The following is a 13,284-nucleotide window of genomic DNA, read 5'->3' on the forward strand; positions in this document are numbered from 1 at the left end:
CATAAAATAGAGTTAAAAATTACTGCAATGTTATATTTGCAGCATCATGGCAAAAAATAACGACGAACTTTTTAAAAATGTAATATCACACGCTAAAGAATACGGTTTTGTTTTCCAAAGCAGTGAAATATATGACGGACTTAGTGCTGTTTATGATTATGGACAACTAGGTGCTGAGTTGAAGAACAATATCAAAACCTACTGGTGGAAAGCCATGGTGCAAATGAATGAAAATATTGTAGGTATTGATTCTGCAATTTTTATGCACCCAAAAATATGGAAAGCCAGTGGACACGTAGATGGTTTTAACGACCCTATGATTGATAATAAAGACTCTAAAAAGCGTTACAGAGCCGACCAATTATTGGAAGATAAAATTGCAGAATATTTAGAATCCCCTTTAAAATTATATCCGATTTTAAGTGATGCGTTCAATAAAAATAAAGCTGCAATTGAATATAGCAAAACCACTCATAATCCCGATGAATATTCTAAAATTGTAAGGGAAAGAATAAAAGCAGGACTACCATTTGAAATTGATATTCAGAACTCCGTACCACAGGAAATCTATGATCAATATTTGAAAGGGATACTTCTTCAATTTGAGTTAGATATTGCTCTTAATGAAGAAGATTTACCACGTTTAAAAGCTTTAATAGAAGAGCATGAAATTGTTTGCCCAGTATCTGGTACAAGAAATTGGACAGATGTTCGTCAGTTTAACCTGATGTTTTCTACCCAAATGGGTGCTATGGCCGATGGTTCTGATGAAGTTTATTTAAGACCAGAAACTGCACAAGGTATTTTCGTAAATTTTCTAAATGTTCAAAAATCTGGAAGGATGAAAATACCTTTCGGGATTGCACAAATTGGTAAAGCTTTCAGAAATGAAGTTATTGCTCGTCAATTTATCATGCGTATGCGTGAGTTTGAACAAATGGAAATGCAATTTTTTGTACGCCCCGGCACTGAGATGGAGTGGTACAAGCATTGGAAAGAAACCCGTTTAAAATGGCATTTAGCCTTAGGTACCAACCCTGATAAATACCGTTTCCATGATCATAGCAAACTAGCACATTATGCAAATGCGGCTGTAGATATTGAATTTGAATTTCCTTTTGGTTTTAAAGAAGTTGAAGGTATACACTCCAGAACAGATTTTGATTTAAGTCAACACCAAGAGTTTTCTGGTAAAAAAATGCAGTTTTTTGACCCAGAAATTAATCAAAACTACGTTCCTTACGTGATAGAAACTTCAATAGGTTTAGACCGTTTCTTTTTGCTTACGCTGATAAACTCTTTTGAAGAACAAGATTTAAGTACTGCTGATAAGCAAGATTCTAGAAGTGTTTTACATTTACACCCAGCTTTAGCGCCTTACAAAGCTGCCGTGTTACCATTAACTAAGAAAGATGGTTTGCCAGAAAAAGCTAGAGAAATTATGAACCGTTTGAAATTAGATTTCAATATGGCTTATGATGAAAAAGACTCTATTGGTAAACGTTATAGAAGACAAGATGCTATTGGTACACCTTTCTGTATTACGGTAGATCATCAAAGTTTAGAAGACAATACGGTAACGATAAGACACAGAGATAGCATGGAGCAAGAACGCGTTGCTATTGATGAATTAGAGAATATGATTGCCAAACTTGTTAGTTGGAAGAATATACTATCGTAAATAATAACCCTATACTGATATTTTAAGACCCGATTTACTCATCGGGTCTTTTTTATGAGATAATGCCATAATTTAGTTAAAATTTTAAAAAAGAACTTAAAAATGTAAACAACTATTTCTCTTACAATTTAAAAACAAGTAGATTAGCCTGTGTTTTTATAATGAGAGATATAACCAATTTTAAAACATTTATTAACTTTTTTCAAACATCCTGTAAGATACAAAGATTATTGTATGCGTTTTTATTCTTAATAATAGGATTAAAGCATAATTATGCTTTTGATTTAAGAAAAGATACTACCTCTATTCATCAATTAATAAAAGAAACCTATTCAGATAAAAAAACACAAATAGAAAAATTAGAACTTACTCATTTAATCCTTAACCTTTCTAAAAAAAACAACTTTACTTATGGTTTATTTAAAGGTTATACAATTAAAGGCAATATTTTATTAGACAATTATCAGTATCAAAGTGCACTTAACAATTATAAGTTAGCCAAAACACAAGCTCAATTATTAAAAAATAATAGTTATTTGACCGATGCACTATTCAATATCGCATATTGCTATCAAAGTTTAGATAGCACCAAAAAATCTATTATAAATTACCAGCAAGCCTTGGTGTTAGGTAAAAAAGATTCTTCGCTGCTGGCAGCTATACATACAAATTTAGGTGTGATTTATGATTATCAAGGCAATTATGGAAAAGCTATTAATCATTATTTAGAATCCTACAATTTAAATAAGTTATTAAAAAATCAGCAAGACTTAGGTACATCTCTTAGTAATTTAGGGCAGCTATTTGCTACGCTAAAAATGTATGATAAAGCAATTTATTATTTAAAAAAAAGCGAGAAGATAGCTACTTCTTCAAAAGATACAGCAACACTATGCTATGCCTATGAAAATTTAGGCGCCAACTACTTAAGTAAAAACGAGTTACTAAAAGCAAGATTTTACCTAGAAAAATCTTTAGAACTTGCCAAAAAAGTAAAGTTGCAAGAGTTTGAAATCATAAGTTTAAATTATAGTCACCTGGGTGAACTGCATGTAAAAACTCAAACATTTGAGCAAGCGAAAACATATTTAGATACTGCTTATAAAATCGCCATTACAAAACATTTAAATTACCATAAAGCCTTTGCGCTTACGCAACAGGTTAATTTATTAAATAAGCTAAATAAACTAAATGACGCAAAACTTACTGGAGAAAAAGCGCTACTGGTTTGTGATTCTTTAAATCAAAAACCTTTAAAAATTATATTATTACAGTATTTAAAAGAAACTTATTATCAACAAGGGCTTTATGCAAAAGCCTTTGAAACACAAGAACAGGCCTTACAATTAGAAAAATCTTTAAAATTAGAAGAAAACTTAAAGCAGGTAACTGTTTTAATGGCTACCAGAGATTTCGACAAAAAAACTCAGGTAAAAAAACTTATTAAAGAACAAGAAAAAAAGGCCTTAGAGTCTAAAATTGAAACGCAAAGAATTACGTTAAGTTTAGTTATAGTGATATTGATTATTCTTGCTTTTTTTGGAATCAACAGCTATAAAAATCATCAACTTCAAAAGAAAATTAATAATGATTTAGCTAAGAAAAACCATGAGATTGAATTAAGTAGAGTAGAGCTTAATAAACAATCAGAGGCCTTTGCTTTACTCAATAAACATAAAGACCAAATCTTTACCATCATATCTCATGATTTAAGAAAACCTATGACTCATTTATCATCTGTTCTAGAATTGTTAGAAAATAACATTTTAGAAGCTGATGATTTTAAAACTTTAATTCCAGAAATTTCTAAAAATGTAAAAGACACTTCCGAGGTACTTGATAGCTTACTTTTTTGGGCAAAATCTCAGTTAAAAGGTTTTAATTTAAAAATTACCGAGCAAAATTTATATAATTTTATCAATAGTAAAATTGAATCTTTAATACCCTTTGCAAACGAAAAAAACATCCAAATCTTAAACCAGATTAATCCTGAAGTTTCTATTAAACTAGATGCTATGTTGAGTATGATTGTGTTAAGAAATCTAGTATTTAATGCCATCAAATTTTCCTATGAACACAAGCAAATCATCATCCAAATGGAAGAAAGTACAGATGATTATGAAATAAAAGTCATAGACCATGGCATAGGGATGAGTCAAGTACAAGTCCAAAACCTATTTACAATTAAGAATAAAAGTACTTTGGGCACTCACCAAGAAAGAGGCACCGGGCTTGGCTTATATTTTTGTAATGATATTGTGAGCAAGTTTGGCGGTAAATTTAAGGTAGAAAGTGCTATTGGTAGAGGTACAACCATTTCGTTTACCATTCCAAAATATACGTAAAATGCAATAATCTTGATACTTAAACGTATAAGTTTAAAATATTAAGCTCTTGATATACAGTATCATTTTGTTCCTATTTACATCAATTTTTATGTTCAGACATGAATATAGCGATGCAGAATTGCTTTATTTTGCTGAAACAGCCTTTTACAAACAAGATAGTTATGCAAAATGGGAACATGCTATCAGGATAGAGCTAACAGGTAATTATAGTTTTGAAGATGCTTTAGCAGTGCAAGAAATTATAAAAGATATTGAACCCTATTTAAGTATAGATATAGATTTTGTAAAACATCAAGGCAACTTAAAAATAAATTTTGATGCTGATACTAATCCCTATCATACAAGGTTTGAGATGTTAAAACAAAAATGCCCTTTAGGTTATATGAAGCCTACCATCAAGAATAAACAAATTTATAATGCTGCAATTTATCTGCATCCGGCATTAATTTACCCTAAAAAACATGAAGTCTTAAGACACGAATTATTGCATGCTTTAGGTTTGTTGGGGCATTCTAATATATCTTTTAAAGAAGAAAATCTGTTGGCGAATATCATTTTTAAGGATTTACAACATCAACAAGAAGTACGTGAAAACAAAACCATTCCACTTTTAGATAAACTAGCTTTATATAAGTTGTATCACAGTAAAAAAAGTGGATTAAAAAAGAAAAACTACCAGTATTTATACGCAAAAGTCATTTAAAGGTAAGCTGAAAGTTATTTTTAAGTCAGCTTAAAAATAAAGATGGTTACTTTTAGTTAAAATAAGTATATATTTATAAATCACGAGAAAAACATCTTCATTATGAGAGGGATACAAAAAAGATTCAATATCTATTCTGCTACTATCTTGATATTATTTTTAGTTATTTTCACTTTAACTAACATCAGTTGGAAAAATCCAATTTTAAAAAGCAATCAAGTTATATCTCAAGATACTACCATTCATAGAACACCGGTAGACACTCTGGCAACTTATAAAAATTTTATACAGGATACCTATCAAAAAATAAGCCTTAAAGAAGCTGGTTTAGCAAAAAGCGTATTTGAAAAAGCTTTTACAGGTTTTTTAAATATGCAATTGGCTGATTTATTAAATGATGATAAACATATATTAACTGTTATTGATTTTGATTTGCCCAGCACCTCAAAAAGGATGTGGATTATAGATATTAAAAATCAAAAATTACTACTCCATAGCTATGTTGCACACGGAAGAGGAAGTGGAGATGATAAAGCAATCAAGTTTTCTAATCAGGCAGAATCTCACCAAAGTAGTTTGGGATTTTATATTGCCAATGAAACTTATTTTGGTAAACATGGTCTATCACTAAAACTAGATGGTTTGGATAAAGGAATCAACGATTTAGCTAGGGCAAGAGCTATTGTGGTGCATGGCGCAGATTATGTGAGTGCCGATTTTATTCATAAACACGGAAGATTAGGTAGAAGCCATGGTTGCCCTGCCGTACCAGAGGAATTAAACCAACAAGTGATTAACCTGATTAAAGGAAAAACATGTTTGTTTATCAATGCAGAAGTTCCAAACTATACCTCAAGATTATTAAACTATCAAGCTGTAGTAAATCATTTTTCTGCCCAAATTTAGGTTCATTTCTGGTTGAATTTCCTATTTTAGGAGTATGAAAAATCTCTTATTAAACCTATTTACCTTTTTATTTTGTGCCTTAAGTTTATCGGTAAATGCCCAAAATAAAAAGCAGCGCTATTACCATTTATTGGTTGGCACCTATACCAGAACGCAAAACCAAGGCATATTTGTTTATGAGTTTGATAGTAAAACCGGAAAACTTAAACTAGAACATACTACGGAAGGCATTAAAAATCCATCTTATTTAACCATTAATAAAGAAGGTACTAAAGTTTACAGCGTAAGCGAACAAGAAACATCTGGAGTAAGCTATTTCCAATTCAATAATAAAACAGGGCAAATTTCTTATCAAAACTTCCAGCCTAGTCCTAGCCCTGGTGGTTGCTACATATCTTTAACAAACGATGATAAGTATGTTTTTACTGCTAATTATGGTGGTGGTAGTGTTAGCGTTTTCCCGGTTAAAGCTAATGGAGAAGTAGCGCCAATTAATCAGCTTATACAACATGAAGGCACTAGTATCAATGAAAGAAGACAAAATAAACCTCATGCACATTGTATTTATCCATCGGTAGATGGAAGCCATTATTATGTCCCGGATTTAGGTGCCGATAAAGTTTTTGCCTATCAATATCAGGCTGATGCTAATAAGCCTTTAATACCTGCAAAACAACCTTCTATAGCTATAACTCCGGGTGGCGGACCAAGACATTTTATATTCAACAAAAAAGGAACTTTTGCTTATTTGGTAGAAGAACTTACGGCTCATGTTAGCGTTTACAGCCATCAAAACCAAGAATTAAAGCAGGTACAAAGAATCAGCATGAATACGCCTGATTTTAAAGGAACTAACGGTGCAGCAGACATTCATTTATCTCAAGATGGAAATTATTTATATGCAAGTAATCGCGGTACTGCAAATGAAATTGTGATTTTTAAAGTTGATAAAACCAATGGCACTTTAACTAAAATTGATAACGTTAGCTGTAAAGGAAAAACACCTAGAAATTTTAGTATTGATCCTAGTAACAATTTCTTATTGGTGGCTAATCAAGATAGTAATGATATTTTTGTTTTTAAAAGAGATACAAAAACTGGGCTTTTAATCTATACAGGAGAGACAGTAAACGTTGGTGCGCCAGTTTGCTTAAAATTTACGCCAAAGCTTTAAAAAAAAGAAAGGTCGAGATTTTAAAATCATCTCGACCTTTCCTTTTAGTTTTTATGGATTATTTTTTTGCCATTAAATGAACTTTTAGGTTAATTTCATCGGCAATTAAATCATCTTTCATTCCTTCATACATCACACCCCAATCTTTTCTGTTGATATTAAAATCTGCCATAGCATGAAAGCCTTGTTCTGTAGCAGCAGGCGCATCAGCCATGAAAGAAATATTTTTAGTTACATCTCTTAAGGTTAAATTACCTGCTATTTCTGCTTTTCCGTCTTCTTTATAAGTCACTTTCGTGATTACAAATTTGCTTGTTGGATATTTCTCAACTGCAAAAAAATCATCAGCTTTTAAGTGTCCTTCAAGTTTTGCTTTGTTTTCTGCATCTGCTTCTAAATCTTTATTTGTTAACGATGTCATATCAATAACAAATTCACCTCCTGCTAATTTACCCTCATTAAGCACAACATTTCCAGATTGTATATTGATAGTTCCGTTGTGGCTTCCAGTAACTTTACTACCTGTCCAGGTTATACCAGAAGTGGCAGGGTCAACATTTAAAGTTTCTCCATCTACAGATTCTACTGCTTCAGCATCGGCTGTTGTGGCTTTATCGCCCTTTGGGTTGTTAGAACATGCTACAAAGAAAACTGCAGCAACTAAACTCAATTTCAATACTTTCATAATATTTAATTTAATGATTTATATCCCCTTATACATTCACTTTGGCACAATTGTTTTATATTAAAAATCCCCATTCAGAAACAAAAGTTCTAAAATGGAGTTACCGTTAATAATATAAAACATGAAAAACACACTTTTTACACTTTTAGCATTGGTTTTAGCTGGCTGTGGCGCTACCAACAAAGAGCAAAGTCAACAACAAGATTCGTTGCAATTGCCACAACCTTTTGCAACGCAACCAAGTACAAAAATCAGTAAAGTGATAGGTTGGCCATCAGATAAACTCCCAGTGGCTCCAGAGGGGTTTACCGTAACAAAATTTGCTACTAAACTAGATAACCCCCGTTGGATTTACCAAGCTGAGGATGGAAATATTTTTGTAGCCGAGTCTGGTACAGGTAAAAGTGCTAACAGAATATCCTTATTAAAAGATACCAATCATGATGGCATAGCCGATATTAAACTAGCGTATCTGGAAAATTTAAATCAGCCTTTTGGGATGCTGGTTTTAAATAACTATTTCTATGTAGCTAATACCGATGGTTTAATGAGATTCCCATATCAAACCTCAGCAAATAAAATCACAGATAAGGGAAATAAGATTTTAAGTCTTCCTGCCGGAGGTTACAATAACCACTGGACCAGAAATATTATTGCCAGTAAAGATGGAAAGAAAATATATGTATCTGTAGGCTCTGGAAGTAACGTTGGCGAAAATGGTATGGAACACGAAGTGAGAAGAGCTTGTATTTTAGAAATAAACCCTGATGGTACAGGCGAGAAAATATTTGCAACAGGTTTAAGAAACCCTGTTGGAATGGATTGGGCTCCTGGCACCTCTACCCTATGGACAGCTGTTAACGAACGTGATAATTTAGGTGATGATTTAGTACCAGATTACATTACCAGTGTGCAAAAAGATGGTTTTTATGGCTGGCCTTATGCTTATTTTGGCCAACACCCAGACCCACGTTGGAAAGAAGACCCTAAACCAGAACTTGTAGCCAAAGCTATAGCCCCAGAAGTTGCCTTAGGCGCACATACGGCATCTTTAGGATTAGCTTTTAATGCTGGCAATACCTTTCCTGAGCAATATAAAAATGCAGCTTTTGTAGGTCAGCATGGTTCTTGGAACCGTTCAGAGTTTTCAGGATATAAAGTTATATTTGTGCCGTTTGAAAATGGCAAACCAAAAGGCAAACCACAAGACTTTTTAACTGGCTTTATTGCTAACCCATCAACCTCAGAAGTATACGGAAGACCGGTTGGCTTATGCTTTTTAAAAGATGGAAATTTATTGGTTGCAGATGATGCCGCAGGAGTTATTTTCAAAATATCAGCAAATAAACCATAACATAACGCTTTGAAACTATATCTTTTAATACTAGCTACTTTAGTTGCCGGTACTGCACAAGCACAAAAACTAGATAGCACAAAAACACTAAATGAAGTTAAAATAAACGCTTATTTGGGCGAGCAAATCCTCATCAGCTTACCTGCAACGGCTACTATTATTAATAAAGCACAGCTAGAGCAACGCACACAAAACACCTTATTACCAGCTTTAAACAGCATTAGCGGGGTAAAAATGGAGGAGCGTTCTCCGGGGAGTTATCGTTTATCTATAAGAGGTAGTTTAATCCGCTCCCCTTTTGGAGTAAGAAATGTTAAAGTTTATTATGATGATTTTCCTTTAACAGATGCTGGTGGTAATACCTACTTAAATTTAATAGACCAAAATACAGTAAAAGGGATAGAAATTTTGAAAGGCCCGGATGGTAGTTTGTTTGGAGCAAACTCTGGAGGTGTAGTCCTCATTAATTCATCATCAGTAGAAAAATCATCAGAATTTAGCGCAAGAAGGGGTTCTTTTGGATTATTTGGGCAACACTTTGGGGTACAAAATCAGGTTAAAAATTATGAATATAGCTTTAACCAAGCTTACCAAGAAGCAGATGGCTATCGTACCAATAGCGCTATGCGAAGACTTTTTGTACAAACCCAACAAAAATGGAGGTATAATGAAAAAGGGACTTTAAAATTCTCTGGCTTTTATGCTGATATGAATTATAATACACCTGGCGGCTTAACAGCAGTACAAATAGCAGAAAACCCAAGAGCAGCTAGAGCCCGAGCAGAGGAATTAAATACCGGTATATACAATAAAAGTGTTTTTTTAGGCTTAAGCCACGATTATGAAATCACCAATAGTTTAAGACATTATATTGGAATATCAGGCTTAGTAACTGATTTTAAAAATCCTTTCTTTACCAATTACGAGTATAGAGATGAGAATTCTTACGCTTTAAGAACTTACTTAGAATTAAAAAATAAAGAAACCAGTCCTGTAAAGTTACAGTGGAATTTAGGTTATGAGTTTCAAAGAACAAAAACTGATTTCATAAATTACGGTAATCAGGCTGGCAACCCAGTAACTTTACGAGATGCCGATGAAATTAAAAATTATAACGAGTTTATATTTAACCGCATAGCTGTTCAACTATCGCCTCAATTTAAAGCAGAAGCCTCAGTAAGTTTAAACTTTAACAGATTTAATTTTAGAACATTACCGCAATCGCCACAACAAGCATCACAAGGTTATATCAATTTTGACCCAACGCTAATGCCAAAATTGGCTTTATCATATTTAGTTACTCCGCATTTTTCTTTAAGAGCCCTAGTAAGTAAAGGCTATTCTACTCCAACAAAAGATGAAATTAGACCATCAAACAGAATCATTAATACTTCTTTAAATGCAGAAGAAGGTTGGAATTATGAAGCTGGTTTTAGATTTAGAACAAGGGACGAACGTATTTATGCTGATGTAAGCGCTTTTTATTATCGTTTAGACAATGCTTTGGTAAGAAGAGTTAATGCTAGTGATGAAGATTTTTATGTTAATGCTGGTGGTACCAACCAGTTAGGAACAGAAATTCAATTGAATGCCAACATCATCAAATCTGACAGAAGAATATTAAAAAGCTTAGACTATTATAATGCTATAACCCTATCAAAATTTGAGTTTAGAAACTACATTATCGGCAACAGCAATTTCTCTGGAAATATGCTTACCGGAATACCCACACTTAACTGGGTTAATGGTTTAAATATTTTTCTTTTTGATAGACTTAATCTTTTTGTTCAACATCAATACAACGGAAAAACATCTTTAAATGATGCTGAAACTGTCTTTGCGAATAGTTTTCATCTTATACAATCAAAGCTTAATTATATAGTACCTTTTAGTAAAGTTAAGCTACATATTACTTTTGCTGTTGATAATTTATTAAACGAAAAATACAGTTTAGGTAATGATATAAATGCTTTTGGTAACCGATATTTTAATCCGGCTGCAACTAGAAATTACTATGCAGGACTGGCCTTAAAATGGTAAAAACATATTAAAATTATGCAATACAGAAAATTAGGAAATACCGATTTAGAATTACCTGTTATCACTTTTGGTGCTTGGGCAGCTGGAGGATGGATGTGGGGAGGTGCAGATGACCAAGAAGCTATTAAAGCCATGCTTGCTGCTTATGATGAAGGGGTAAGCGCTATTGACACCGCTCCTATTTATGGACAAGGCCATAGCGAGGTTTTGGTAGGCAAAGCATTAAAAGAGTTAAGCAGAGATAAAGTGCAAATACTGACCAAATTTGGTATGCGCTGGGATGAACGTAAGGGAGATTTTGGTTTTAAAAGTGTAGATAACTTTGGCAAACCTATTGACATTTATAAATATGCTGCCAAAGAAAGCATCATTAAAGAATGTGAAGATTCTCTTAAAAGATTAGGTACAGATTATATAGACCTTTACCAAATCCATTGGCCTGATGTAACAACTCCTATACAAGAAACAATGGAAGCCGTAGCAGCATTGATTAAAGCGGGTAAAATAAGATACGCAGGGGTATGTAATTATGATGTAGCCCAAATGACTGAGGCAGAAAAACACATCAGCTTAGCTTCTAACCAAATTCCGTATAGTATGGTTAAAAGAGATATAGAGACCGAAGTTGTTCCTTATTGTTTGGCTCATGACAAAGGTATTTTGGCTTACAGTCCTTTAGAAAGAGGCTTACTTACCGGAAAAATGAAACCCGGTCATGTTTTTAATGAAGGAGACCACAGAACAGGCATTCATTTTTTTAAAGATGAAAATCTAGTGAAGATTGATGCTTTCTTAAATCAGATAAAACCTTTAGCAGATGAAAGAAATATGTTGGTTTCTCAAATTGTACTACGTTGGACTTTAGAACAACCCGGTATTACTATTGCCTTGGTTGGGGCCAGAAATGCAAAACAAGCAGTAGAAAATGCTAAAGCTGCAAGAGTACAATTATCAAAAGAAGAAATTCAGTTTATCAGTACTGAGCTTGATAAGCTTAAATTGAGTTTATAGAAAAAGCAAGTCTTAATAAATATTTTTCACTAAAACCAGAAGTTTATAACAGCTATCATGCTAATTAAACTCTATTAATAGAAGTCTCCAAATTTTGACGATTATGTAGTACAGCTATAATTATAATCTTTTTAGATTCTTCTTCCAAATAATAGTGTATCCCAAAAGGGAAAACATCTGTATACTTAATCCTTATATTTTTGTATTTGATTTGATATTGAAGGGGATTACTTTTCAAAGTTATTAAAGCTGATTTCACTTGGTTAACAAATCTATCTCCAAGAGAAATTTGTTTTTGAGCGTACCAGCCTTTAGCTTCTTTAATATCAAGTTTTGCATCTTCAATGTAGTAGATTTTCCAATTCATTTATTTATAAATCTTGGAACAAATCATCAGCAGATTTAATCGAATTTGGATTTAGTTTGATAGTTTCTAGTCGTTTATCTATCAATGTCTTTTGCCATTGAGGCAAGTCATTTGAAAGGTATTCTACATCTGGGTGTATAGCTTTTATTTTTTCCCATTCTTCTATTGGGACTTGAACAGCTAACTTCCGTCCATTTTCATCAGATAAAAATTGAATACTCATAATCTAAAATTATCTATTAAAATTACAGCTTTTTTAAAGTTTATCCAAATAAAAAGCCTACTTAGGCTGTTTCAAATTATTAAAATTAGTCATGGTAAGTTCAGCTCCTACTATTACAAAAACTTTTAATAGGATTAGAACGCTTCATTTTCTTACGATTATTTGTAACAATCCCTTAAAATGATTTCTCGATTACATGGATGAGTCGTAAACATATTTTAGTTTAGAAATCTTTTACAATATAAATTAACCGCCTCATGAGCCGGCGGGGCCCATTACTTTTGTGAGGGCAAAAGTAATCAAAACCCTTGAACAATCCCGCAGGAGCCTTTGCCGCACTAGCCTTACCCACACTTAAAAACAGTGAGCGCTTATTTTTGCTTGGCATTGCTTTATGAACATAAGTGTAAACTCGAACGCAAAACCGCATTCGCTATAGGCTTGGAAGTGTAAGATTCTAAAATTTTTGCTGCTGTTTTTTCGTCTTTTCCGGCTCTCGGGGATTGCTCATGCGCTTCGGTTTAGACTATTTTTTATGAATGTTTGTTCCCTTCTGGAAGTAGAAAGACTTAAAAAAGTTAAAATCAAAAGTAAAAATTAAAAAGAACCTAAAGAGCAAATACTTAGGAACTTCCAATAATGTTAAAATAAACTTTTCCGAAGAACGAAAGACGGCCTATGAAGATTTGGAAGTGGAGTCAAATAAATCTTTTGCATAAACTTTCATCTAGAACTAGCGGAAAACAATCCGACGGGTGTTGTAGAAATCTTCATCAAGTAAAACCATTCACA

The 13,284-nt window shown here is 33.0% G+C and carries 11 protein-coding genes; 8 read left to right on the forward strand and 3 right to left on the reverse strand.

Features of this window, described 5'->3' with window-relative positions:
- Positions 1 to 46 precede the first annotated feature (46 nt).
- The 5 genes from B2745_RS10430 to B2745_RS10450 all read left to right on the forward strand — a co-directional run bounded on the left by B2745_RS10430 (position 47) and on the right by B2745_RS10450 (position 6,812).
- Positions 47 to 1,681: a glycine--tRNA ligase gene (locus B2745_RS10430; RefSeq protein WP_304066165.1), complete on the forward strand. Its 1,635-nt coding sequence runs from the start codon at positions 47 to 49 to the stop codon at positions 1,679 to 1,681.
- 161 nt (positions 1,682 to 1,842) lie between these two features.
- Entirely contained in the window at positions 1,843 to 4,026 is a 2,184-nt protein-coding gene (locus tag B2745_RS10435; RefSeq protein ID WP_304066168.1) for a tetratricopeptide repeat-containing sensor histidine kinase, read from the forward strand.
- A gap of 91 nt (positions 4,027 to 4,117) precedes the next feature.
- Positions 4,118 to 4,732, forward strand: a complete 615-nt coding sequence (locus B2745_RS10440) for a hypothetical protein (RefSeq protein WP_304066171.1) — start codon at positions 4,118 to 4,120, stop codon at positions 4,730 to 4,732.
- A gap of 102 nt (positions 4,733 to 4,834) precedes the next feature.
- Complete coding sequence (locus tag B2745_RS10445) at positions 4,835 to 5,638, forward strand: murein L,D-transpeptidase catalytic domain family protein (protein ID WP_304066174.1); 804 nt, start codon at positions 4,835 to 4,837, stop codon at positions 5,636 to 5,638.
- A gap of 34 nt (positions 5,639 to 5,672) precedes the next feature.
- Positions 5,673 to 6,812, forward strand: a complete 1,140-nt coding sequence (locus B2745_RS10450; RefSeq protein WP_304066177.1) for a lactonase family protein — start codon at positions 5,673 to 5,675, stop codon at positions 6,810 to 6,812.
- A gap of 58 nt (positions 6,813 to 6,870) precedes the next feature.
- Here the strand turns inward: B2745_RS10450 and B2745_RS10455 are convergent, their stop codons facing one another.
- Complete coding sequence (locus tag B2745_RS10455) at positions 6,871 to 7,497, reverse strand: YceI family protein (protein ID WP_304066178.1); 627 nt, start codon at positions 7,495 to 7,497, stop codon at positions 6,871 to 6,873.
- A 121-nt stretch (positions 7,498 to 7,618) separates the two neighbouring features.
- Between B2745_RS10455 and B2745_RS10460 the strand changes: the two genes are divergently transcribed.
- From B2745_RS10460 to B2745_RS10470, 3 genes are read left to right on the forward strand one after another with little or no spacing between them, the layout of a single operon-like run.
- The gene (locus B2745_RS10460) at positions 7,619 to 8,851 is read left to right on the forward strand and encodes a PQQ-dependent sugar dehydrogenase (RefSeq protein ID WP_304066181.1); all 1,233 of its coding nucleotides are present in this window, start codon (positions 7,619 to 7,621) and stop codon (positions 8,849 to 8,851) included.
- 9 nt (positions 8,852 to 8,860) lie between these two features.
- Positions 8,861 to 10,891 (forward strand): TonB-dependent receptor, encoded by a 2,031-nt coding sequence (locus B2745_RS10465; protein ID WP_304066185.1) that lies wholly within the window; start codon positions 8,861 to 8,863, stop codon positions 10,889 to 10,891.
- A gap of 15 nt (positions 10,892 to 10,906) precedes the next feature.
- Positions 10,907 to 11,902 carry an aldo/keto reductase gene (locus B2745_RS10470; protein WP_304066188.1) on the forward strand — a complete coding sequence of 332 codons (996 nt, stop codon included), beginning with the start codon at positions 10,907 to 10,909 and terminating at the stop codon, positions 11,900 to 11,902.
- A gap of 64 nt (positions 11,903 to 11,966) precedes the next feature.
- Here B2745_RS10470 and B2745_RS10475 read toward each other — a convergent pair whose 3' ends face one another.
- Together B2745_RS10475 and B2745_RS10480 are read right to left on the reverse strand one after the other, a co-directional pair.
- Positions 11,967 to 12,269: a type II toxin-antitoxin system RelE/ParE family toxin gene (locus B2745_RS10475; RefSeq protein ID WP_304066191.1), complete on the reverse strand. Its 303-nt coding sequence runs from the start codon at positions 12,267 to 12,269 to the stop codon at positions 11,967 to 11,969.
- Positions 12,270 to 12,273: 4 nt separating this feature from the next.
- Positions 12,274 to 12,492: a hypothetical protein gene (locus tag B2745_RS10480; RefSeq protein WP_304066194.1), complete on the reverse strand. Its 219-nt coding sequence runs from the start codon at positions 12,490 to 12,492 to the stop codon at positions 12,274 to 12,276.
- Between the last annotated feature and the right edge of the window lie 792 nt (positions 12,493 to 13,284).

Origin of the sequence: Pedobacter glucosidilyticus (assembly GCF_002483235.1) — a bacterium.
In the GTDB taxonomy this organism is placed as follows: Bacteria; Bacteroidota; Bacteroidia; order Sphingobacteriales; family Sphingobacteriaceae; genus Pseudopedobacter; species Pseudopedobacter glucosidilyticum_B.